Source organism: Nocardia asteroides, assembly GCA_019930625.1.
GTDB lineage: Bacteria > Actinomycetota > Actinomycetes > Mycobacteriales > Mycobacteriaceae > Nocardia > Nocardia sputi.
On record CP082844.1, the window covers coordinates 6,435,763 to 6,457,232 of the forward strand.

The 21,470-nt window shown below is 69.0% G+C and carries 23 protein-coding genes; 10 read left to right on the plus strand and 13 right to left on the minus strand.

Going from position 1 to position 21,470, the window contains the following annotated elements:
- Nucleotides 1-37: 37 nt before the first annotated feature.
- From K8O92_29060 to K8O92_29100, 9 genes are all read right to left on the minus strand, one after another.
- Nucleotides 38-319: a hypothetical protein gene (locus tag K8O92_29060; GenBank protein ID UAK31756.1), complete on the minus strand. Its 282-nt coding sequence runs from the start codon at nucleotides 317-319 to the stop codon at nucleotides 38-40.
- Nucleotides 320-915: 596 nt separating this feature from the next.
- On the minus strand, nucleotides 916-1,857 hold the full coding sequence (locus K8O92_29065) for an ABC transporter substrate-binding protein (GenBank protein UAK31757.1): 942 nt from the start codon (nucleotides 1,855-1,857) through the stop codon (nucleotides 916-918).
- Between the two features lie 31 nt (nucleotides 1,858-1,888).
- Nucleotides 1,889-2,596 carry a class II aldolase/adducin family protein gene (locus tag K8O92_29070; GenBank protein ID UAK31758.1) on the minus strand — a complete coding sequence of 236 codons (708 nt, stop codon included), beginning with the start codon at nucleotides 2,594-2,596 and terminating at the stop codon, nucleotides 1,889-1,891.
- Nucleotides 2,597-2,609: 13 nt separating this feature from the next.
- A complete protein-coding gene (locus tag K8O92_29075) occupies nucleotides 2,610-3,779 on the minus strand; it encodes an LLM class flavin-dependent oxidoreductase (protein UAK31759.1) in 1,170 nt (389 codons plus the stop codon).
- A complete protein-coding gene (locus tag K8O92_29080; protein UAK31760.1) occupies nucleotides 3,776-4,876 on the minus strand; it encodes an LLM class flavin-dependent oxidoreductase in 1,101 nt (366 codons plus the stop codon). The genes K8O92_29075 and K8O92_29080 overlap by 4 nt, the downstream gene beginning before the upstream one ends.
- Nucleotides 4,873-5,898, minus strand: a complete 1,026-nt coding sequence (locus tag K8O92_29085) for an ABC transporter substrate-binding protein (protein ID UAK31761.1) — start codon at nucleotides 5,896-5,898, stop codon at nucleotides 4,873-4,875. The genes K8O92_29080 and K8O92_29085 overlap by 4 nt, the downstream gene beginning before the upstream one ends.
- Complete coding sequence (locus K8O92_29090) at nucleotides 5,895-6,698, minus strand: ATP-binding cassette domain-containing protein (GenBank protein ID UAK31762.1); 804 nt, start codon at nucleotides 6,696-6,698, stop codon at nucleotides 5,895-5,897. The genes K8O92_29085 and K8O92_29090 overlap by 4 nt, the downstream gene beginning before the upstream one ends.
- The gene (locus K8O92_29095) at nucleotides 6,671-7,510 is read right to left on the minus strand and encodes an ABC transporter permease (GenBank protein ID UAK31763.1); all 840 of its coding nucleotides are present in this window, start codon (nucleotides 7,508-7,510) and stop codon (nucleotides 6,671-6,673) included. The genes K8O92_29090 and K8O92_29095 overlap by 28 nt, the downstream gene beginning before the upstream one ends.
- 1 nt (nucleotide 7,511) lies before the next feature.
- Nucleotides 7,512-8,552: an NrtA/SsuA/CpmA family ABC transporter substrate-binding protein gene (locus K8O92_29100; protein ID UAK31764.1), complete on the minus strand. Its 1,041-nt coding sequence runs from the start codon at nucleotides 8,550-8,552 to the stop codon at nucleotides 7,512-7,514.
- A 256-nt stretch (nucleotides 8,553-8,808) separates the two neighbouring features.
- Here K8O92_29100 and K8O92_29105 point away from each other — a divergent pair, with 256 nt between their 5' ends.
- The 3 genes from K8O92_29105 (at nucleotide 8,809) to K8O92_29115 (ending at nucleotide 10,973) form a co-directional block, all read left to right on the plus strand.
- Nucleotides 8,809-9,564: an IclR family transcriptional regulator gene (locus K8O92_29105; GenBank protein ID UAK31765.1), complete on the plus strand. Its 756-nt coding sequence runs from the start codon at nucleotides 8,809-8,811 to the stop codon at nucleotides 9,562-9,564.
- 151 nt (nucleotides 9,565-9,715) lie between these two features.
- Nucleotides 9,716-10,534 (plus strand): SAM-dependent methyltransferase, encoded by an 819-nt coding sequence (locus K8O92_29110; GenBank protein UAK31766.1) that lies wholly within the window; start codon nucleotides 9,716-9,718, stop codon nucleotides 10,532-10,534.
- Between the two features lie 85 nt (nucleotides 10,535-10,619).
- The gene (locus K8O92_29115; protein ID UAK31767.1) at nucleotides 10,620-10,973 is read left to right on the plus strand and encodes a hypothetical protein; all 354 of its coding nucleotides are present in this window, start codon (nucleotides 10,620-10,622) and stop codon (nucleotides 10,971-10,973) included.
- Here the strand turns inward: K8O92_29115 and K8O92_29120 are convergent, their stop codons facing one another.
- Both K8O92_29120 and K8O92_29125 read right to left on the minus strand, forming a co-directional pair.
- A complete protein-coding gene (locus K8O92_29120; GenBank protein UAK31768.1) occupies nucleotides 10,974-11,999 on the minus strand; it encodes an NADP-dependent oxidoreductase in 1,026 nt (341 codons plus the stop codon).
- A 51-nt stretch (nucleotides 12,000-12,050) separates the two neighbouring features.
- A complete protein-coding gene (locus K8O92_29125; GenBank protein UAK31769.1) occupies nucleotides 12,051-12,824 on the minus strand; it encodes an SDR family oxidoreductase in 774 nt (257 codons plus the stop codon).
- A 66-nt stretch (nucleotides 12,825-12,890) separates the two neighbouring features.
- Between K8O92_29125 and K8O92_29130 the strand changes: the two genes are divergently transcribed.
- Both K8O92_29130 and K8O92_29135 read left to right on the plus strand, forming a co-directional pair.
- Nucleotides 12,891-13,478, plus strand: coding sequence for a TetR/AcrR family transcriptional regulator (locus tag K8O92_29130; GenBank protein ID UAK31770.1), 588 nt, complete (start codon nucleotides 12,891-12,893; stop codon nucleotides 13,476-13,478).
- Between the two features lie 151 nt (nucleotides 13,479-13,629).
- On the plus strand, nucleotides 13,630-14,436 hold the full coding sequence (locus K8O92_29135) for an LLM class flavin-dependent oxidoreductase (protein ID UAK31771.1): 807 nt from the start codon (nucleotides 13,630-13,632) through the stop codon (nucleotides 14,434-14,436).
- A 7-nt stretch (nucleotides 14,437-14,443) separates the two neighbouring features.
- Here K8O92_29135 and K8O92_29140 read toward each other — a convergent pair whose 3' ends face one another.
- Nucleotides 14,444-15,028 carry a LysE family transporter gene (locus K8O92_29140; protein UAK36006.1) on the minus strand — a complete coding sequence of 195 codons (585 nt, stop codon included), beginning with the start codon at nucleotides 15,026-15,028 and terminating at the stop codon, nucleotides 14,444-14,446.
- A gap of 113 nt (nucleotides 15,029-15,141) precedes the next feature.
- Between K8O92_29140 and K8O92_29145 the strand changes: the two genes are divergently transcribed.
- From K8O92_29145 to K8O92_29155, 3 genes are all read left to right on the plus strand, one after another.
- Nucleotides 15,142-16,023: a LysR family transcriptional regulator ArgP gene (locus K8O92_29145; GenBank protein UAK31772.1), complete on the plus strand. Its 882-nt coding sequence runs from the start codon at nucleotides 15,142-15,144 to the stop codon at nucleotides 16,021-16,023.
- 167 nt (nucleotides 16,024-16,190) lie between these two features.
- Nucleotides 16,191-16,940, plus strand: coding sequence for a hypothetical protein (locus K8O92_29150; protein UAK31773.1), 750 nt, complete (start codon nucleotides 16,191-16,193; stop codon nucleotides 16,938-16,940).
- A 54-nt stretch (nucleotides 16,941-16,994) separates the two neighbouring features.
- Nucleotides 16,995-18,005 (plus strand): zinc-binding dehydrogenase, encoded by a 1,011-nt coding sequence (locus tag K8O92_29155; GenBank protein ID UAK31774.1) that lies wholly within the window; start codon nucleotides 16,995-16,997, stop codon nucleotides 18,003-18,005.
- Between the two features lie 573 nt (nucleotides 18,006-18,578).
- Here the strand turns inward: K8O92_29155 and K8O92_29160 are convergent.
- The gene (locus K8O92_29160) at nucleotides 18,579-19,475 is read right to left on the minus strand and encodes a helix-turn-helix domain-containing protein (protein ID UAK31775.1); all 897 of its coding nucleotides are present in this window, start codon (nucleotides 19,473-19,475) and stop codon (nucleotides 18,579-18,581) included.
- Nucleotides 19,476-19,899: 424 nt separating this feature from the next.
- Between K8O92_29160 and K8O92_29165 the strand changes: the two genes are divergently transcribed.
- Nucleotides 19,900-20,367 carry a hypothetical protein gene (locus tag K8O92_29165; protein UAK31776.1) on the plus strand — a complete coding sequence of 156 codons (468 nt, stop codon included), beginning with the start codon at nucleotides 19,900-19,902 and terminating at the stop codon, nucleotides 20,365-20,367.
- A 175-nt stretch (nucleotides 20,368-20,542) separates the two neighbouring features.
- Nucleotides 20,543-21,466 carry an SAM-dependent methyltransferase gene (locus tag K8O92_29170; GenBank protein ID UAK31777.1) on the plus strand — a complete coding sequence of 308 codons (924 nt, stop codon included), beginning with the start codon at nucleotides 20,543-20,545 and terminating at the stop codon, nucleotides 21,464-21,466.
- Nucleotides 21,467-21,470 lie beyond the last annotated feature (4 nt).

The following is a 21,470-nucleotide window of genomic DNA, read 5'->3' on the forward strand; positions in this document are numbered from 1 at the left end:
GCCGTCGGGCCGGTGGTCACACGTGCGGGGCCGTGCGTCAGCCGATGATCGCGTTCATGATGGTGCCCGCGCTCGTCGCCACCGCGCCGCCTGCCATCGCACTGGCGACCATTTTCGGCGACTGGAGGGTGCCGCCATTCCATTTCTCCCACGCGAACCTGCCGCCGCCGTAAGTGATCGCCGTGATTCCGGAGAGCTGGACCAACCAGGTGAAGTAGCGGCCCAGCTGCATGAATTTGTCCGCGATCGGCGGCTCTTCCGCAGTCGGATTTTCGAACTGCTGCGCGACCACGGTGTCGTGCAGCGCGGCGAGGATCATGCTCACGTTCGTTCTCCTTTTCGCATGCCGAGGTGATGCTGGAGACAGATTCGAGAGAAAGAGCTGCGGCTACCGAGCAGTTCGGCGCACCACGGGCACCGCGACATCCACGGCCGCCGACCCGGCGGTCCCGTGTCGTGGTCGTGTGCCGCTTTACGAGCGATGACCGGGAAAACTCGTGACAAGATCAATTAGACCGCATGGCGCAGGTGTATTCCCCGCGACACACCGTAGTGCGCATGATTCAACTCACAGGCACGCGCCGTGCCGGAGAAGGCTGCGACCTCTAGGATTTCACTCAGTGCAGGGGCTGACATGATGTCGGTGCAGTGCGGCGCCGAACCTTCCGCTGAGATCACCGTGACCGCGGGGAGGGCACAATGCACACCGCTTTCTTGATTCCACTGCTCATCACGCTATTGATCGTCACCGCGACGGCAGTCGTGGCCGGTTATGCCACCGTTGTCGCAGCGTATTGGTTCGAGCTGCGCTCGACCGAGAGACACGGTGGCCGACCGGATATTTCACCTCGCTGACCGGGGCGGAACACCGAACGCGCCGGGGCGTCGATCCGACACTGCGGCGCGTTCAGCCGTTCAGACCGATGCCACCGATTCGGCGAGCACCGTCCGGCCGATCCACGGCAGGACCGCATCCCGGACGCGCACCGTCCGCGGCAGCAGACCGTTTGCGGTCAGCAGATCCGCCGCGTGCTGCTGCTCGTCCAGGAAATCCTCGGATACGGGTTCGACGCCGAACGGCCTGCCGCGCAGGGCGGCTTCCCACTCGTCCAGGCTCGCGGTGGCGCCACGGGCGATCGCGTCGTCCACGAAGTACTGGGCGGCCGCTCGCGGGTTCTCCCTGATCCAGGCGTCGGACTGCTGCAAAGCGGTGACGATCGCCGTCAGCGCCGCGCGATTGTCTTCGGCGAAGTCCCGGCGGGTGAACCACAGCGAGGGATGGCTGAACAGGGACTCGGTGTCCACGAGGGTCCGCAGCTCGGTGGCCGCCTCGACCGCCGCGAGACCCGGGTACGCGCCGACCCAGGCGTCCAGGTCACCGCGCAGCAGCGCCGCGCCGCCGTCGTGCACGTCGGTGTCCACCGGCTCGATGTCTCGCCAGGCAAGTCCCGCGCGGTCCAGCGCGAGCAACGCGAGGGTGGTCTGCCAGGAACCGTGCGCGATGCCGACTCGGTTGCCCTTCAGATCCAACACGGTCTCGATACCGGAATCGGCCTTGGTGACCAGGCGGCCGTTCTCCACCCGAGGTCCGGAGATGCCGACGTAGACGATGTCGCGCCCGCCCGCGAGTGCGGTCAGCGGCGGTGTGAAGCCGGTGCCGATGAAGTCGTAGCCTCCGGTGAACAGATGATCCGAATGCGACGACGGCAGTCCCGTCCTCGGGTCGACCGGCGCCGGGCGGGGCAGGTCACGCAGGTCGACCCATTCCGGATCGGGCAGCAGCTTTTCCAAGATGCCGCGGTGGCGCAGGACGAACAGTGAATTGTTGTGCGGGAAGTAGCCGACACGAACGGTCATGATGGTCCTCGATTTCGGTGGGTGGCGCCGGTCAGATCAAGCCGCGTCGGCGGGCTTCGTCGGCGAGTCCGCTGCGGCTCCACTGCACCGCCAGGTTGGACGGATCGAATTCGACCGCGCCGCCGAGGGTTTCGGCGATCGCCTGATATTGCGCGCCCTCCTCGAGCAGCACGACGAACTTCGCCAGCTCCAGCAACCCCGAGCGGCCGATCACGTTCGCGCCGCCGTTCGCTTCGAAGATCGCGACCAGGTCCGGGTCGTCGACCAGCTTCGACAGGATGAAATCCCCCGCCCCGATGCTGCGATCGATGTGCGGCGGAATCCCCCTGGACAGGGTGAGGCGCTGCGAGGCCGCGTATCGGATCGGCAGCGTGCGGTGAGTCTGCGCCCATCCGCCCAGCCACGGCGTGTGGATGTGCACCACGGAGGTGATCTCCGGATGCGCGCGGAACACCTTCGCGTAGCCGGTGACGAAGCCGGCGGAGCCGGTCCCGGACAGCACCTCGCCGTCGAAGGTGGCGATCACCGGCGCGACGGTACGGTCGTCGGCCCACGGCCCCGGCTCGTTCAAGGCGACGGCGATCTCCTCGCCCGGCACGCGTTCCACGAAGTTGACGGTGCCGTTGCCGGAAACGGTGCCGGTCTCCCGGAACACTCGGAACGCCTTCTGCGCGTCGCGGGTGGCGGCGGCGACGAAAGCGGTGACGGACTCCGGCAATCGGGTCTCGGTGGTGGTCATTGTCTCTCCTGAATCATCGAGCGGGGGAAAGGGACGTCGCGGCGGCAGACGCGGTGAGCCGGGACCGGCCGAGCAGTGGAAGCACCTCTTCGCCGACGCGGTAGGCCTCCTCCAGGTGCGGGTTGCCAGCGAGGATGAACGCGTCGACGCCGAGGTCGATCAGCTCGTCGAGCCGCTGCGCCACCTGCTCGTAGCTGCCGACCAGGCCGAACGCCGGTCCGCCGCGGATCAGGCTGAACCCGCACCAGACGTTGGGCTGTACTTCCAGGTCGCGGTACCCGGTGATGGTTTCGGGCACCCAGCCCTGGATACGGGCGGCGCCGACCGAATCGCCCTTGGCGGCCCGCTCGGCCGCGCCGCGGTCGACGAAGGCCCAGCCCTGCTCGATCTCCGCCCAGGCCGCCTCCTCGGTGTGCCGGGCCAGGATGTCGATGCGGACAGCGAATCTCGGTGTCCGGCCGATCGTCGCGGCGTGTGCGCGCACGCCGTCGAACTTGGCGCGCAGATCGCCGAACGGCTCCAGCCAGGACAGGTAGTAGTCGGCGTGCTTGCCCGCGGCTTGGACCGCGGCGGCCGAGGACCCCGAGAAGTACACCTCGGGGAACGGCTGCCCGGCGATGCCCGGCGCCAGCGCGGCGCCCTCGGTGCGGAAGAACCGGCCGTCGTGGTCGTAGGGCTCGCCGTCCCACACACCGCGCAGCACGTCGAGGAATTCGCTGGTGCGCGCGTAGCGATCGTCGTGCGCCACTTTGTCGCCCCACCACAGCTGGGCGGGCCCGCCGCCGCCGCTGATGATGTTGTAGACCAGCCTGCCACCGGTAGCGCGCTGCAAGCTCGCCGACATCCGCGCCGCCTGCACCGGATGCAGGAAGCCGGGCTGGAAGGCGACCATGAACCGGTAGGTGGTGGTCTCCCCGGCCAGCGCGGCCGCGACCGCCCACGGGTCGTCGGTCACCGGGAACGACGGCAGCAGGCCGCCGAGGAAACCGGCCGATTCGGAGGCTTTCGCCACCGCCGCCATGTGGTCGATGTAGCCGTAGCCGTCGAGTGCGCCGCCACGGATGGCGGGGGCGATGTTGCCCGGCCCGTAACCGCCTGCGTGGCCGCGGTTGTATCGGCGCGGGGTGCGCAGCGAGGCGTGGTCACCCTCCATGCCGATGCGCCAGTAGATGTCGATGGTCATGCGGTTACCTCCTGAGCGGTCAGGGTGCGCCCGACCGGGTCGGCGAGGAACAAGAGATGTTCGCCCGCGCGATGCAGTTCCTCGATGTGCGGGTGCCCCGAGAGCACCACGCTGTCGACGCCTGCCTCGGCGTAGGACGTAAGGCGGTGCGCCACCTGGGCGTAGCTGCCGACGAGGCCGATGCTCGCGGCGTATCCCAGGTCGGCGAACCCCGACCAGCGGCCGTCGCCCAGATCGTGTTCCCGTGCGCCGGGTCCATCCGGGTGCACCTCGCGCCACTGCCGTTCGACGCGCGCCCACGCCTCGTCCTCGGTTTCCCGCGCGATGACCGGCAGCTCCAGTCCAGCCCGTACCGTCCGTCCCGCCGCCACGGCGCGAGCGCGCAGGGCGCCGATCGCGGTCCGCACGCCCGCCGCGGTCTCGGTGAAGACGTGCACGTCCCCGTGCTGGGCCGAAAGCTCGAGCGCCGCGGCGGAATCGCCGGACAGGTAGACCGTGGGGAACGGCAGCCCCGACAGGATGCCGCGAAAGCCACCGTCGATCACGTCGTAATGAGCGCCCGCGTAGTGGAACCCGGTGCCCGCGAATCCCGCCGCGGCCACCGGAGCGTCGTTCCATACGCCGCGGGCGACGGTGAGGAATTCAGCCGCCCTGGCGTAGCGGTCGTCCCCGGTGACGCAATCGCCGCGGGTCCGGGCGTCGGCGGGGTCGGTGTCCACGGCCGGCCGCCATGCCAGGCGTCCGCCCGAAATACGTTGCAGGGTCGCGGACATCTTCGCGGCGTAGACCGGTGTCCCGAAGGCGGGCTGGAATTCGACGACGACGCGGGAGTATCGCGTGCCGCGCAGCGCGCCGCCCGCGACGATCCACGATTCCTCGCCGTCCGGGTCGTAGGGCGCGAGCACCCCGTCCAGTCCGGCCAGTTCGGCGGCATCGATGATCTGGGCGAGGTCGTCGAACGGGCCGTACCGTCCCGGTCGCGGGTCGGTCGCGGGTGTCCCCGGCACGGGTCCGCCGAAGCCGCCGCGGTTGCGCTGTCGCGGTCGGGCGTGGCGGCCGTCGCCGCGGGAAGGCAAACGCCACAGGAACTCCGTCATGCGGGCACCCGCCCGGACTCGACGAGTTCCCTGGCCCGGGCCAGCGGTTCGGGCGCGATCCAGGAGTCCAGGTCGAAATCGGCGGCGAGGAAACCGTGTGTGTAGAGGAAGTGCTTCTGCACGCCGAGCAGCTCGATCCGCTCTTCCGACAGCGAGGGGTGCAGGTCGCGGTGGAAGTTCTCGCCGTACGCCGCGACGACACCCTCCGGGCCGGACAGCGTTTCCCGTTGCAGCACCTCCCGCACCCCGTGCAAATCGCCCGCGGCCCAGTCCGCCGCCCGCAGACTCTGCGCGAGGAACTCCACGACCACCTCCGGACGCGCCTGGAGCAAGTCGGCGTGCACGGTGATCGGGCGGGGGGTGCCGTTGTTGACCCGCGAGCGTTTGGCGTCGGTGGCGTCCAGATCCACGGCGACGCGCAGACCGTGCTCTCGCGCGACTTCCTGAGCGCGGGCGCCCTTGACGTAGACGGCGTCCACTTCGCCGCGCAGCAGTTCCTCGACACCCCAGGTGACGGCGCGCCGGTTCGCCTGGACTTCGGTGCGCACCTGCGGGTTCCGCTCGACGCCGAGTTCGACGATGGTCACGTCGGCCAGGGTGTGTCCACCGAGCCGCAGTGCGTTCGCGAAGCCGTGCAGGGCCATCGCCCGGGGGAAGCTGCGCGCCTGGTCCTGTGCCCACGCGGGAACGCCGACGCGCAGCCCGGTCAGCTCGGCGGGGCCGCCGACCGTCGAGTCCGGACCGACCAGAATGGCCTGTGCCTCATCGATCCAGGTCAATCCGATCAAACGGGTCGGCGACCCCTGTGCGCGCGCCGCGAGGGCCGGAACGTTGCCGCCCTCCCGGATCAGCCCGGACAGGTCGTGCAGGAAGTGGTGGCCGGCCAGCTCCGGTCCAGCGTCCTGGAGGACGCCGAAGTCGAGCCCGGCCCGCGTGGCGGTATCGCCGAGCCAGCCGAGGCTGTGCGCGAGCCCGCTCGCGGTCGGAACCGGGCAACGGGTGTACCAGAGGGTGTCGGTCATGGGGCACTCCTTGGAGCGGGCGTGGTGTGACCCACGCCGAGCTGGGTGAGGAAAAGGGATCGGTAGCGCAGGGTCTCGGGGTCGGCGCGGTCGCGCGGGTGGGCCACGTCGATGTCGACATCCACGGCGAAGCGCCCGTTGTCCAGGATCAGCACCCGGTCGGCCAACCGGATCGCCTCGTCGACGTCGTGGGTCACCATCAGTACCGCGGGACGGTGCCGGGCGACGAGGTCGCCGACCAGATCCTGCATCTGCAAGCGGGTCAGCGCGTCCAGCGCCGCGAACGGCTCGTCGAGCAGCAACAGTTCGGGGTCGCGCACGAGGGCGCGAGCCAACGCAGCGCGCTGCGCTTCGCCGCCGGAGAGTGTGGCAGGCCACTGCCGGGCTTTGCCGACGAGGTTGACCTCGGCGAGCGCACGCAGTCCCGCTTCCCGGTTGTGCCGGGACCGGCGCTGCCCGACGATGACGTTCGCCAGCACCCGTTTCGAAGGGATCAACCGCGGCTCCTGGTACACGGTGGTGCGCCTGCCGGGGACGAGCACCTCCCCTGCGTCCGGCGCTTCGAGTCCGGTGAGCAGGCGCAGCAGCGTGGTCTTGCCGGTGCCGCTGGGCCCGAGCAGGACGACGAACTCGCCGCGCCGGATGGTCAGATCGGCGCCGTCGAGAACCGTCTTGTCGCCGAAGGACTTCCGCAGGCCGGTGATCGATACCGCGACCGGTTCGGTCGGCGCGGGCGCGGTGGTCAGCTCCGCTCCGGGTTCGGTGACGGCGGTCATCGGATCGCCACCTGTCCGCGCCATGGCATCGCGAAGCGCTCCGCCAGCCGAACCAGCCCGTCGAAGACCAGACCGAGCAGCGCGTACAACACGACACACAGCACCATGTAGTCCGTGCGGTTGTACTCCTGGGCCAAGGTGACCAGGTAGCCCACACCCTCCCTGGTGCCGACCTGTTCGGCAGCGATGAGACCGGTGATGCTGATGGACAAGCACACCCGCAGCGCCATCAGCACCCCGGGCAGCGCCGAAGGCAGGACGACCTCCAGCACCAGCCGCGGGCCCGCCAGCCCGAAACCGCGGGCGGCCTCGACCATCTTGCGGTCGACGTTGCGGACGCCGAGGTAGGTGTACGCGTACATCGGCGCGACCGTCGCGACGGCGATGAGCAGCACCTTGTACAGCTCGTCGATGCCGAACCAGGCGATGAACAGCGGCACCAGCGCGAGGAACGGCACCGCGCGCAGGATCTGCATGGTCGAGTCGACCAGTTCCTCACCGAGGCCGGACAACCCGGACAGCAGCCCGAGCGTCAACCCGATGGCCACGCCGATGCCGACGCCGAGCGCGGCGCGCACGAACGACGCGACCGCGAAGTCGACCAGCTGGCCGGTGCCGAGCAGCTCGGTGAATGCCGTCCACACGGCGGGCGGGCCCGCCAGTACACGCTCGGAGAGTGCTCCGGTCGCGGAGCCCACCCACCAACCGGCCACGATCACTGCCGGAAGCAGGAACCGTAACGGCACCGAGAACCAAGTGGGCCTGCGCTTTCCGGCGCGGCTACGGGGCGGGGCGAGCTCGGTGGGCCCCGGCCCCGCCGCGGCGATCACCGCCATCTCAGCTGCCCGCCTGGACCGATGCCAGCTGCTCGGGCGTCAGCTTGGACTTCAGGTCGTAGAAGATGTCCGCGGCGGTGATCCTGCGGGTGATGACGCCGTTGTCGAAGAAGGTGTTCACCACGTCGGCCAAGGCGGCGGCGTCCGCCTCGTTCGGCAGGTGCGGCACGGTGGCCTCGGCGCCGACCCGGTGGGCGTCCGACAGCCGCTGGCCCGACAGCGCGCGCGGACCGGTCTTCTCGAAGACGTTCTCGAACTCGGCCGGGTTGGCCCGTTGCTTCACCGACAGACCCTGCAGCACTTCGAGATACTTCGCCGCCACGTCCGGGCGCTGCTCGAGCACCTCGGTGCGGAACACGACGACCGTATTGTCGTTGGAGCCGATACTCTTCTCGGTGGCGATCTCGACACCGCCGTTGGCCTTGGCCTCCTGGTAGGGCACCAGGAACGACGCCCAGCCGTCCACCTTGCCGGTCGCGAACGCCGAAGCGGCGTCCTTCTGTTGCAGCGGAACCCGCGTCACTTTGTCGGCCGGGACCCCTGCCTGCGCGAGCGCCTTGAGCAGGATGTACTCGCCCTTGGCGGCGGGATTCACCGCGACGCGCTTGCCGACCAGCTCGGCGACCGAACGCACGCCCGATTCCGGAGCCACGATGATGCCGCTCTGATCCTTCCCCGCCGGATCCTGTACCGCGACGATCCGCACGCCAACGTCCTTGGACAGCGCGCCGACGACGGGGCTGAACGCCGCGCCGGACACGTCGAGTTCTCCGGTGTTGAACAGCTTCAGGTTCGAGCTGAAGCCGGGGGTGATACCGACCCACTCGATCTTCGCGCCGAGCGGCGCCAGCGCGGCGTCGAAGGTTCCGTCGCGCTTGCCGACCGCCAACGGCCCGGAGTTCCCGGGATCGGCGACCTTCAGCACGAAAGAGGCTCCCGCGCCGGTGTCGTCGTCGGCGTCCGAACCACACGCGGCGACGAGTGCGACTAAGGGAACGATCGCTAGCGCGATGCGCATGAGGGCTTGCCGCCTGCGGGACATCGTGAGGACTCCTTGTCGGAAATGTCGATCAATGCCTTCGCAGAGTAGGGAGGAGGAGACCTGGTCACGAGGTAATGCTTTCCGTAGATCGGAAAGCTTGACATATCGGGGTCAGTGCCCAGCTCGTCCGAAACCCCCCTTACTTCCGCTCCTAAACGGAGTGTTGCGGAAGTGTCCACCTTGACCTTCTCATCCCTTTCCAAATATCGGAAAGATCGAACGGTTTGGTCCGCAGCCCTGTGTTACCGTCGCATTCGTGGAACCCTCCGGCGTGCAGACCGTCACCCGCGCTCTCTCGGTCTTGGACTGCTTCCGCGACGGCCGGGAGCGCGGCGTCTCGGAGGTGGCGCGGCAGCAGGGCCTGGCGGTGAGCACCACGCATCGCCTGCTGGCCACGCTCGTGCAGGCGGGATTCTTGGAGAAGAACGCCGAATCCAGCAGGTATCGCATGGGCGGCGCACTGGCGGAGTGGGGACAGATCGCCTACCGCCAGCACCGGATCTACCTCGCCGAACCGTATCTGGAACACCTCGCGGGCACCACCGGCGCCAGTTGCTCGGTCGCCACCCGCCACGGGATCCACGCCGTACTGCTCGGCACCAGCCGGTGGCGGGAGACCGACGGGCACGCGCTCCAAGGCGTACGCCTGCCCCTGCACGCCAGCGCGCTCGGCAAGGCGCTGCTGGCCTGGTCCGAGGCCACCGACGAGCAGCTGCGCGAGCTGCCTTACGACGAAGGGACCGAGCGCTCGGTGTCCGGGCCGGACGAGCTGCGCGCGGAACTGGTCACCACGCGCGAGCGCGGGTACGCCTACAACGACGAGGAACTCGATCCCGGATTCCGCACCATCGGGCTGCCCATCCTCGACCCGGCGGGCCGCTGCCGGTTCGCGCTGGGTCTGCGCGGCCCCACGACGTTGATGATTCCCGAACGCGTGCCGTTCTTCGTCGAACTCGCGAAGGTCACCGCACAGGAGATCTCGGCCGGATTCGCCGCCGCCGACCAGGTCTGAGCGAAGATCGGGATCATCCGGTCGAATCACCGTGTGCCAGATGTTCGCACCCCTATCCTTGACGCGTAATTCGTCACACGGGGTCGTCATTCGGGAGGCGACAGCGGTGCCGCGCCGGCTGTGCCCGGCGCCGCCTCGGAAGGGAGTCGCCATGCCGGACGGTCACGCGTGGGTGCGCGCCGGGTCGCCGATCAAGCTCGACACGAACCTCGCGCACGAGGCGCGGGTCTACGACTATTGGCTCGGCGGCAAGGACAACTACCCCGCCGACCGCGCGCTCGGTGACACGATCGCCACGCACATTCCCGGCATCCGCGATATGGCTCGCGCCAATCGCGCGTTCCTCGGCCGGGCGGTACGCTGCCTCGCCGGCGAGGCGGGCATAGATCAATTCCTCGACATCGGCGTGGGCCTGCCCACAGCCGGCAGCACGCACGAGGTGGCCCAGCGGATCGATCCGTCCGCGCGCGTAGTCTACGTCGACAACGACCCTCTCGTACTCGCCCACGCCAGAGCCTTGATGGCGGGCAAACCACCGGGCCGGATCGCGTTCCTCGACGCCGATCTCCGCGATCCGCGCGCCATTCTGGACGCGCCCGACCTGGCCGACACTTTCGACCCGGACCGGCCGATCGCGATAATCCTGGTGGCGATCATGATGTTCCTACCCGACAGCGCCGATCCGCACGGCGTCGTCGGGAGGCTGCTGGACGCGGCGCCGTCGGGCAGCTACCTGGTGCTCACCCATTCCACCGCCGATTTCGACCCGCGTGCGATGGCGCGCGCGACGGCCGCGGCCGAGCGGGCGGGCATCGCGTTCCGGCCGCGCAGCCGCGAGGAAACCGAAACCTTCTTCACCGGCACCGAACTCCTGGAGCCGGGTGTCGTGCCGATCACCGCCTGGCGTGCGGAATCGGATGCCGATCCGCGATCAGCCTGGTACTGGGCGGGGGTCGGGCGCAAGCCCTGAGCCGAAGCGGGCGACGTTTGAGCCGTCGCGGCGCGGCAATCACGTCGGATGGACCCGACGGCCGCGGACGGCGAAGGCGGTGAACATGGTCGAAGACGTCGAGAAGCGCTGGCGCGATCCGCGCGGCTTCCGCCGCGCCGTGACCTACGTCGCCTCGGTGCTCGCCACCGCCGCGCTGGTCTTCGTGCTGATCCTGCTGTGGGCCGCCCAGCGCGAGTGCGCGGAACGGGACAGGCTGCTGTGTGACAGCGCCGCGCAGGTCGCCGTGGTGCTCGGACCGTCCGCGATCCTGCTGATCGGCGGCATCGGCGCCTTCGTCGAAACCTATGTGCAGTGGCGCCGCGGCCGGACCTGGCCGATCTGGCAGGGTGCGGGCTGGTTCCTGTTCGTGCTGATGGTGGTGTACCTCGGAATCGGCGGCGGCGCGGTCGCGCGTTGATCAGTCGGCGACCCGCACGACCACCTTGCCGAAGTTACGCCCCTCGAGCATGCCGATGAACGCCTCGGGCGCTGCCGCCAAGCCGGGCACCACGTCCTCGAGATAACGCACACGACCCTCGGCGACCCATTCCCCCATCTCCCGCAGGAAGTCCGGGAACAACTCGCGGACGAACTCGGTCTGGATGAATCCGCGCACCGTCAGGCTCTTGGTCAGGATGCGGCCGTAGTAGGCGGGCAGCCGGTCCGGCCCCTCCGGAGCGCCGGCCGCGTTGTAGTTGGCGATCAGCCCGCAGACGGGCACGCGCGCGTAGGTGTTCAGCAGCGGATAGACCGCGTCCGCCACCGCGCCACCGACGTTCTCGAAATAGACGTCGATGCCGTCGGGCACCGCCGCCGCCAACTGCTCGGTGAAGTCGGGGGCGCGATGGTCGAGCGCGACGTCGAAGCCGAGTTCGTCCAGGTAGGCGACCTTGCGTGGCCCACCCGCGATGCCGACCGTGCGCGTGCCGCCGATCTTGGCGATCTGGCCGACGGCCGAGCCCACCGGTCCGGTGGCCGCGGCCACCACGAGTGTTTCCCCCGGCTGGGGTTTGCCGATCTCGCGCAGTCCCGCGTAGGCCGTGAACCCGGGCATGCCGAGTACACCCAGTGCGGTCGAGACCGGGGCCTTGCCCGGGTCGAGCTTGCGTAGCCCGCGCGCCGGGGCGACGTCGTAGGTCTGCCACCCCGAGTAGGCCAGCACCACATCGCCTTCCGCGACCGACGGGTCGCGGGATTCGAGCACTTCGGCCACGGTGGCGCCGACCATCACCCCGCCGATCTCCACCGGGTCGGCGTAGGACTCGGCCGAGCTCATACGGCCGCGCATGTACGGGTCGAGCGACAGGTAGAGGGTGCGCAGCAGGACTTCGCCCTCATCCGGTGCGGGGAGCTTCGCGATCTCGGTCCGGAAATTCTCCGGGGTGGGCGCGCCCACCGGCCGGGAAGCAAGCACGATTCGCGTCGACTCGACCATGCGCCCCACCCTAACCGGAAACGCGGGCGCCGGACGTCCGCGCCCGATCGTGTCCGGCGCTCACCACGACGGCGCTTTCGGCCCCAGGAACAAGCCGCCGTTCACCTCCAGCGTCTGGCCGGTGACCCAGCGCCCGTCGTCGGAGGCGAAGAAGGCCACCGCGTCGGCGATGTCCGCGCCGCTGCCGACGCGCTCCAGCGCGGTCATGCCCGCGACGCCCGCGATCGCGCCGTCGTTGGTGTGCAGCCAGGAGTTCATGTCGGTGTCGGTGATGCCCGGCGAGACCGTGTTCACCGTGATCCCACGCGGCCCCAGCGTGTTCGCCAGCGACCTGCTCAGCACGTTGAGCGCGCCCTTGGTCATGCCGTAGACGACCTCCGGCGTGGCGAACCAGGTGACGCCGGAGGAGATGTTGACGATGCGCCCGCCGTCGCGCAGCAACGGCAACGCCCGCTGGACGATGAACAGCGGCGCCCGTACGTTGACCGCGAACAGCCGGTCGAAGTCCTCGGGCGTGGCCTGCTCGACGGTGGCCTCGTAGGCGATGATCGCGGCGTTGTTCACCAGGATGTCCAACGGCCTGCCGCCCAAGCCTGCCGCCAATTCGCCGAACAGCTGGTCGATGTCGCCCTCGACGCCCAGTTCGGCGCGCACCGGGAACGCCCGGCCGCCCGCGCGCCGGATCGCCGACACCGTCGCTTCGGCCGCCTCCTTGTTGGTGCCGTAATGCACGGCCACCTCGGCGCCGTCGGCGGCAAGGCGCTCGGCGATGGCCCGGCCTATCCCCCGCGAGGCCCCGGTAACCAGGGCGGTCTTCCCGTTCGACTCGGTCATTCTGCACTCCCGCACTCTTGTTATGGAACGTTCCCTAACATCATTGACAAGCGCTACTGTAGACCCGTGGAACCGAAACGTCGAGCCGCCGCGGAAACCAAGGAGCACATCCTGGTCGTCGCACGGGAGCTGTTCTACCAACAGGGAATTCGCGCGACCGGCGTGGATCGCGTCGCGGCCGAGGCCGATGTCGCGCCGCCCACTCTGTACCGGCTCTTCGGCTCCAAAGACGATCTGGTCGCCGCGTACCTGGAGCGGGAGGACCGCCACTACCGGGAGTGGTTCACCGCGGCGGCCAGCGGGGACGGTCCGCGCGAACGCATCCTCGCCCTGTTCGAGGCGCTGGCCGAACAGGTCCGTCCCGAATCCTGCCGCGGTTGCCCCTTCCTCATCGCGCTCGGTGAGTTCCCGGACCACGACCTGCTCGGCCACCAACACGCCGTCGCGATGAAGAGCTGGGTGCGCGCCCAGTTCGGCACCCTGGTCGGCGAACTCGCGGCGTGCGCGCCGATCCCCGATCCGGACGCGCTGGCCGACCAGCTGATGCTGGTGATGGAGGGCGTCTACGCGACAACGCAGGCGTTCGGCACCACCGGTCCGGCCGCCCGGTCCCTCTCGTTGGTCGAGGCATTGCTGCCCCGCGCATCGGCCTGACCGAAGCGCGACCGCTGTCGCAGGAACGGACGCATCCGCGCGTCGAACAACGGAATCATTGGCGCGCAGCGGAATCGAGATGAGCGTACGGAGCATCGACTCGAGCGACCGGAACATTGGCGTGGGCGTCGCGACTTCGTAGCGTCGAGGCATGACGTTGGAAATCGGCACCATCCTGCCCACCTCGACCCCCGATCCCGCGCGTCCCATCCTGGGCGACGTGCGGGCCGCCGCCCGTCTCGCCGAGCAGATCGGCATCGACTCGGTCTGGTCCACCGATCATCTCGTGGGCAGCGCGCCGATGCTGGACAGCACCGTGGTGCTGGCCACCGCCGCCGCCGTCACCGACCGCGTCCGCATCGGCTACGGCGTGCTGCTGCTGGCGTTGCGGCCGGTCGCGTGGGCGGCCAAGCAGATCGCCACCTTGCAGTATGTCTCCGGCGACCGGCTGATCCTGGGCGTCGGCACCGGAAACCCGGCGCACGGGGACATCGGATGGCGCGCGGCGGGCGCGCCGTTCGCCGAGCGCGGACGGCGCACGGACGAGGCGTTGCGCGTACTGCCCGACCTGGTCGCCGGGCGGCAGGCCACTCTCCCGGACGGCACGGAGGTGACCCTGGCGCCCGGCGCGACCATGCCGCCGCTGCTGGTAGCGGGTGACGGCGAGCGTGCTCGTCGACGCGCCGCCGCCTATGCCGACGGCTGGGTCGCCATCGGACTCGAGCCCCCTCAGGTCAGCGCGAGCGTGGTGGAATTGGCCTCGCTCGCCGAGGAATACGGCCGCAAGCCGCTCACCGTGACGATCGTGGCGCCCCCGTTGGCCACCGATCCCGGCCATGCGGCCGAGCAACTGGCCGCCTACGCGGAGGCGGGCGCCGAACGCGTCATCCTCGCCCCGACGGGAGCGGAGTGGCGCGCCGACTACGAGTTCGCCGCGAAGATCAAAGAACAGCTGTGATCGCGGCTCACCCGGTGCACAGCAGTACCAGCCCGAGGGCGAGCAGCACCGCCGCGATCACCGTATCCAACACCCGCCAGGCGAGCGGACGGGTGAACAGCGGCCCGAGCAGCCGCGCGCCGAAACCCAGTGCGGTGAACCAGAGGACGCTGGCCAGCATCGCCCCCGCGCCGAGGAACCAGCGATCGGGGCTCGCGTAGGTGCTGGCCAAGGAGCCGAGCAGCACCACGGTGTCCAGATAGACGTGGGGGTTGAGCCAGGTCAGCGCCAGGCCGGTGGCCACCGTCGCACCGAGCGCCGCGGTGGCACCTGCCGGTTCGGCGATCAGCGCGGCAGAGCCGAACGCGCGCCGGGCCGCCAGGACCGCATAACCGATCAGGAACGCCGCGCCCGCGTAGCGAGCCGCCACGAGCACCCCGGGGGCAGCCTCCACCACCACACCGAACCCGCCGATCCCAGCGGCGATCAGCACGATGTCGGACACCCCGCACACCGCGACCACCGCCGCCACATGCCTGCCGCTGATTGCCTGGCGCAACACGAACGCGTTCTGCGCACCGATCGCCACGATCAACGACAGGCCGAAGCCCAAACCGGACGCGGCCGCTACCGCCGCGGAGGAAACGCTCACGTCCAGCGACGCTAGGACCCCGGCAGATATCCAGGCAAGCTAAAGATTCTTATCCAACATTAGAATTCCTTGATATGGATCTCCAGCTCGACCAGCTTCGCGCCCTCGACGCCGTGATCACCGAGGGCACTTTCGAGGCCGCGGCACGGCGGTTGAACGTCACGCCGTCGGCGATCAGCCAGCGGATCAAGGCGCTGGAAGACGCCGCGGGAAGGATTCTCGTGCAGCGCGCGAAACCGGTGACGGCCACCGAATCCGGGTTGGCGGTACTCCGGCTGGCCAGGCAGATCCAGTTGCTGGCCGGGGACGCCGCACGCGAACTCGGCGGCGAGCCCTCGGACGGGCCGATCCGGGTGCCGATCGCGGTCAACGCCGACTCGCTGGAGACCTGGGTGCTGCCCGCGCTCGGCCGCGCACCGCGCGGGGTGTGCTTCGAGATCCACCGCGAGGACGAGGAACACACCACCCGGCTGCTGCGCGACGGCACCGTGATGGCGGCGATCACCTCGACCGCGCGGCCGGTGCAGGGTTGCAAGGTCGAGCGTCTCGGCGCGATCCGCTACCGGCCGATGGCGACCCCGGAGTTCACCGCCACCTGGTTCGCGGCGGGCGCGACGGCGAAGTCCTACGCCACGGCTCCAGTTGTGCTGTTCGACCGCAAAGACGACTTGCAGGATCGGCTGCTACGCAGACGCAGTCGCAAGCCGCTGGATCCGCCGCGCCATTACGTGCCCTCGTCCACCGGTTTCGCCGAGGCGGTCCGGCTCGGGCTCGGCTGGGGCATGCTCCCCGACCTGCAAACCCGCGAGGACCGAGTCACCGGCCGCCTGGTCTCGATCGACCCCGGCGTCGTCGTCGACGTCCCGCTGTACTGGCAGCAGTGGCGCCTGGACTCTCCCGCACTGAGCGCCGTCGCCGCCACCATCGCCGCCGAGGCGGCGAACGTGCTGCGCTGACACCGGCCGGGACGATCCGGATTCACCGAGGCGCGGCACGACACCGGCCGCCCCGAGCACCGCGTATCCGTCCGCGACGGGGCACAGCGGGGTAAGTTCGATCACCGCACGCCGACCACATCTTCAGCTCCCTTTCGCACCCGACACCCAGATGCACAGGAGTTCCCTTGGCACGGCACCGTCGCCCGCATCGCTCGCGCGCCCGCGCGGCATTCGCCAGCGCCGCCGCGCTCGGCGCACTGCTCACCGGTATCGGGACCGACGCGGCCGCACGCCCGATCGGCCCCTACGACGTCGGCGGGGCGATCGAAGTCGAATACGACCAGGCAGGCGGGCGGGCGTTCTTCGGCGATCCCGTGAACCCCGAGTCTCCCGCCGCACGCGGTGGCCGCTATCAAGCGTTCGAGCGATCCTCCTCCATCTACTGGCATCCCGACACCGGAGCTCACCAGGTCGGCGGCGCCATCCGCGACAAGTGGGGCAATCTCGGTTACGAGGGCGGATCGCTCGGCTACCCCGTGACCAGGGAAGCGGCGACACCGTCGAAACCCGGTAGCTACAACGTCTTCCAGAACGGCTCCATCTACTGGTCCCTCGGCACCGCCGCACACCAGATCGGCGGCGTGATCCGGGACAAATGGGGCTCCTACGGCTGGGAGAGCAGCCCGCTGGGATTCCCCATCACCGACGAGTCCGCCGCCCGCGCCCGCGGCGGCCGCTACAACCTCTTCGGCGGCGGCGCCATCTACTGGTCAGCGCGCACCGGCGCCCACGTCATCTGGGGATCCATCCGGGAGTCCTGGGAAGCCGCGGGCGGCGAGTCCGGCCGCTACGGCTACCCCACCAGCGATGAATACGACTTCCAGAACGGCAAAGCCCAGGACTTCGAGGGCGGCCGCATCACCTGGACCCCCTGACCAGGGGACTCGCAGCACACGAAGCAACCGACCGTCCGCGGAGGAGTTTTCGACATGCTTGCTGGACGACTGTATCCGCGCGCCACCAACGGGCGGCGATTCCGCCTGGAGGAAGTACCGGTGCCGACCCCTGGACCGGGCCAGGTACTCATCGAGGTCGCGGCCGCCGGTGTCTGCCTATCGGATGTCCACCTCATCGAGGGCGTGCTTTCGCCGATGTACCTGGCCGACGATGCGGTCACTCTCGGACACGAGGTCGCGGGCACGGTGCATGCCCTGGGCCCGGACGTCCGGGGTCCCCGGCCCGGCGATCGAGTGTTGCTGCAGGCAGGTGAGATCCGCGACGGCAAGACCTACACCCGAGGCGTGGACTACGACGGCGGCTGGGCGGAATACGCACTGGCCGCCGTGGACACCGTGGTGCCCATTCCCGACGATCTGCCCTTCGAACAAGCCTGTTTCATCCCCGACGCGGTTTCGACGCCGTGGGCTGCCATCACCCGCACCGGCCAGGTCCGGGCCGCCGAGTCGGCAGGCGTCTGGGGCGTCGGCGGGCTGGGCGCGCACGGGGTCCAGTTGCTCCGGCTGATCGGCGCCGCACCGATCATCGCCGTCGACCCGCTGCCCGCCGCGCGGCAGCGTGCGCTCGCATTCGGCGCGGACCTCGCGCTCGACCCGTCCGACCCGGACCTGCCGAAGAAGGTGTACGCCGCCACGGAAGGCGCGGGACTCGATGCCGCGTTCGACTTCGCGGGCGCCGCGCCCGTCCGCGAACAAGCCGTCGGTTGTCTCGCCGAGGAAGGACGCCTGGTGCTGGTCGGACTCACCGACAAGCCGATCACGATCACGAACGGCACCATCTTCAGCTTCCGGCAACAGCAGCTGCGCGGGCATTACGGCTCCGAACCGGATCACGTGCTCGAACTGGTTCGCCTGCGCCGCGCCCATCGCATCGATTTCGCCGGGTCGGTCAGCGCCGTCCTCCCGCTCGCGGAAGCGGAGGCAGCGGTGCACGCGCTGGAGAACAAAGAAGGCGACCCGATCCGGATCGTGCTGACGCCGTGAACTCTCGGCAATCCGGATGTCGGGACGTGTCGTCACCGGCTCCGCCGGCGACCCCAACTCGCGTTGGGGCCGCCGCGGCCGAACCAGCCAGTGCCCGAGCCGATCGTCAGACCCCGACCTCGACAGGGATACTGCCACATGACAGCGGCCGCGTCGCATCGGTGATCGTCCATCGGTACGTACATGCGCGCGTGCATGTGCATGGACGCCACCGCCACCGAAAACAGGGAAGATCGAGGTAGCCGAGTGGCGATTGATAACAGATACGCATCGTCGAAGGGCTTACGATGCCGAACTGTTATCTGCGGATCATCTCGTTCTGTCGAGTTCGTCCCGCGTGCAACGGATTTCATGCCTCAGCACGAGTAACCCCCTCGGCATCTGACAGATTCAGCGGAGCAGACTCACATCGAGCCGACCGGCCGGTTTCTCGAATGCTCCGCGGAGACCGCACCCGAGGGCTCACATCACCGCCTGCGAAGGCGCGGATTACCCCGATCGGCAAACTATCCGCGCACAGGGAAGCACACCAAGTCGAGCGCGGAGGCGGGGCCTGACGCCGCCGCCCGAGTCCTAATCGCCCGTCCGCATCTCGGTGAGCAGATCGCGTAGGAAACGAATGCTGTCGACCGGAGACAGCGCTTCTACGCTGATCCGATTCATCACCGACATGTACAGCTCGACATCGCGCTGCTTGTCGAAATACAACGAGCTGGTGAGCTGCTCGGTATAGACGATGTCGGCCAGCTCGGGTTCAGGGAAACGAAGGATGCTGAAGGGACCGCCCGCGGCCGAGTGCCCGCCGGCCGAATACGGCAGCACCTGAATCCTGATGCTGGGGCGGTCGGCCATCGTGAGCAAATGCTCGATCTGCTCCTGCAGCACCTCCACCCCGCCGACCGGCCTGCGCAGCGCGCTCTCGTCGATCACCGCCCAGAGCGTGGGGGCGGCCACCCGGTAGAGAATCCGCTGGCGGCGCATACGGATGGCGACGCGGCGTTCGGTCTCGTCGGTGTTGCCCAGCTGGATCACCGCGCGCGCGTAGTCGGCGGTCTGCAGCAGCCCGGGAACGAATTGCGCCTCGTAGGTGCGGATGGTGGTGGCGGCCTGTTCCAGGCCGATGTAGGTCTCGAACCACGCCGGGAGCAGATCGCTGTAGTGCTGCCACCAGCCCGGGTCGTTGGCCCGGCGAGCCAGCTCGAAGTACGTTTCACGTTCAGCCGGGTCGACAACTCCGTAAAGAGTCAGCAGGTCGTGCAGATCGCGTTCTTTGAATCCGGTCCGGCCCAGCTCCAGCCGGCTGATCTTGGCGTGCGATCCGCGGATGGCGTCGCCCGCGGCCTCCCTACTGATCCCGCAGCCCTCGCGCAGCTGACGCAACCGGCTGCCGAGCGCGATCCGCAGGACGGTCGGACCACGTTCCGCCGCAGGGAAATCCGCGTGGTCACCACTGTCCTCGTCGTTCGTCATGCATGCCTCCGGCCGATCGGGGGTTAGACCGCGGGGCGTTGCGCCTCCACCATCACAGCTGTCTGAAACGTCGGTTGACGATCCTACTCGGCCCCACCCTGGCGCCGATTCCGCCGCGAGCGCGTGGCGGAGATTGTGTTCGCACGCATGGATTCGCAAGAGCGACAATGCAATATCCCGACCTGAATCGCCCGCGAGCTGGGACGGGTGTGCGTAGAGTCGCCCCCGACGGCGGCCACGCGGAGGAGAAGCGCCATGACGTCAGCACAGGGATCGGCCCGCTCGGCGGGCGCGGCCCCAGATGGTGCTGCACGACCCGGTGGCGCGGCGGCCCCCGCTGCGGACGCCGTGGCCCGGCGACCGTCTCGTCCACGGTGGCGTCGGTCGCACGAGTCAGCACCCGTCACCCACCACGGAGCCCGCCATGACATCGAACGACGTGCAGATCACCGATCAGGACATCCGAGACAAGCTGACCGGCATCCTCAGCTTCACCAGCATCGACCTCGCGACGTCGAAAGACGGCGTGAACTGGTGCTCGAACGCGTTCTTCGCCGCGCTGAACGGGGATCCGTTCCGCTTGACGCTCGTGCTCGAGTCCGGGGGGCGTACGTTGGACAGCCTGCGAGCCAATCCGAGCATCGGGGTCAAGGTCGTCCCCGAGGGTTTCCTGAACCCGTTCGCACAGGGCTTGGGCACGGCCGTGGTCCGGGCGGAGGCGAGCGAGCGAGAAGAGACCTTCCGGACGCTGTTACGGAAGGAGCCGCGGGTCGAACCGTTCCTGTCCACGCCCATCGAGGCGGTGGCGGTGCACATCCACTGGTGGCGAGTGACACATGTGCAGGGCGGATGGTTGCCCGGGCGGGTGCTGCACCGGCCCGGCGCGTCTTGAGTCGAGCACGTCATCGAGATGAGTACCGACCGGTCTTGATGCGCGATCGTATTCGGCGCGACAGCCGATCGATCCCACGAAATCTGCACTGGCCGAACGAATCCGCACGGATTGCTCGGCGATGCGGCGGACCCTAGGCTGTGAGCCAGGCTAAGGAAACTAGAGAGAGGTCTCCATGCCCGATTCCGCTCCCCAGACCGGTGTCCGCGCCCCGGTCGGCGTGGACACGACCCGCGCGAGCATCGCTCGCGTCTACGATGCCACCTTGGGCGGCAAAGACAACTACGAAGTCGACCGTTACGTACGCGACAAAGTCGCCGAAGTCGCTCCGCGGCAGAGCGAAGTCGCCCGCATGAACCGCCGGTGGCTGCACCGGGTGGTCCGGTACCTGGCCGGGACGGTCGGTATCGACCAATTCCTCGACATCGGCGCGGGTCTGCCGACCGTCGGCAACACCCACGAGATCGCGCAGCAGGAGAACCCCCGGGCGCGCGTCGTGTACGTCGACAACGACCCGGTGTGCAACATCCACGGCCGCGTGCTGCTCGAGCGCAACGAGTACACCCATTTCGTCCCCGCGGATCTGACCGAGCCGAACACCCTGCTGGCGCACTCCGAGGTCACCCCGCACCTCGACCTCACCCGCCCGCTGGCGCTGATCCTCTGCGGCATCCTGCATCACGTCGACGACGACCTCGATCCCGCCGGAATCATGCGTCAGTACATCGATGCGCTGCCGGTCGGCTCCTATGTCGCGATCACGCACTTCTACGATCCCGCCGACGGCGGCGAGGCCCACGACATGGCCATCGAGCTCCAACGACGTTTCACCGAAATGGGTTTGGGCTCCGGCTGGTACCGTACCCGCGAGCAGATCGCCTCGTACTTCGGCGATCTGGAACTGATCGAGCCGGGTCTGGTCGAACTCGACGACTGGTGGCCGATGGGTCCCGCGATACGTCCACGGCTGACCGAGGAACGTCTCCTACTCGGGGGTGTCGGCTACAAATCGTCGAACGGCGTCGTGACCGCACTGCGCCGCCGGGCGACCGAGCACGACCTATCGGATTCCGCCGAGAACGGCTCGGCTGAAAGGTAAACGC

Bases quoted from the DNA above. Each gene is read 5' to 3' on its own strand.
- K8O92_29060 (UAK31756.1), bottom strand. From the start codon at position 319: ATGATCCTCGCCGCGCTGCACGACACCGTGGTCGCGCAGCAGTTCGAA.
- K8O92_29065 (UAK31757.1), bottom strand. From the start codon at position 1,857: ATGACCGTTCGTGTCGGCTACTTCCCGCACAACAATTCACTGTTCGTC.
- K8O92_29070 (UAK31758.1), bottom strand. From the start codon at position 2,596: ATGACCACCACCGAGACCCGATTGCCGGAGTCCGTCACCGCTTTCGTC.
- K8O92_29075 (UAK31759.1), bottom strand. From the start codon at position 3,779: ATGACCATCGACATCTACTGGCGCATCGGCATGGAGGGTGACCACGCC.
- K8O92_29080 (UAK31760.1), bottom strand. From the start codon at position 4,876: ATGACGGAGTTCCTGTGGCGTTTGCCTTCCCGCGGCGACGGCCGCCAC.
- K8O92_29085 (UAK31761.1), bottom strand. From the start codon at position 5,898: ATGACCGACACCCTCTGGTACACCCGTTGCCCGGTTCCGACCGCGAGC.
- K8O92_29090 (UAK31762.1), bottom strand. From the start codon at position 6,698: ATGGCGCGGACAGGTGGCGATCCGATGACCGCCGTCACCGAACCCGGA.
- K8O92_29095 (UAK31763.1), bottom strand. From the start codon at position 7,510: ATGGCGGTGATCGCCGCGGCGGGGCCGGGGCCCACCGAGCTCGCCCCG.
- K8O92_29100 (UAK31764.1), bottom strand. From the start codon at position 8,552: ATGTCCCGCAGGCGGCAAGCCCTCATGCGCATCGCGCTAGCGATCGTT.
- K8O92_29110 (UAK31766.1), top strand. From the start codon at position 9,716: ATGCCGGACGGTCACGCGTGGGTGCGCGCCGGGTCGCCGATCAAGCTC.
- K8O92_29115 (UAK31767.1), top strand. From the start codon at position 10,620: ATGGTCGAAGACGTCGAGAAGCGCTGGCGCGATCCGCGCGGCTTCCGC.
- K8O92_29125 (UAK31769.1), bottom strand. From the start codon at position 12,824: ATGACCGAGTCGAACGGGAAGACCGCCCTGGTTACCGGGGCCTCGCGG.
- K8O92_29135 (UAK31771.1), top strand. From the start codon at position 13,630: ATGACGTTGGAAATCGGCACCATCCTGCCCACCTCGACCCCCGATCCC.
- K8O92_29145 (UAK31772.1), top strand. From the start codon at position 15,142: ATGGATCTCCAGCTCGACCAGCTTCGCGCCCTCGACGCCGTGATCACC.
- K8O92_29155 (UAK31774.1), top strand. From the start codon at position 16,995: ATGCTTGCTGGACGACTGTATCCGCGCGCCACCAACGGGCGGCGATTC.
- K8O92_29160 (UAK31775.1), bottom strand. From the start codon at position 19,475: ATGACGAACGACGAGGACAGTGGTGACCACGCGGATTTCCCTGCGGCG.
- K8O92_29165 (UAK31776.1), top strand. From the start codon at position 19,900: ATGACATCGAACGACGTGCAGATCACCGATCAGGACATCCGAGACAAG.
- K8O92_29170 (UAK31777.1), top strand. From the start codon at position 20,543: ATGCCCGATTCCGCTCCCCAGACCGGTGTCCGCGCCCCGGTCGGCGTG.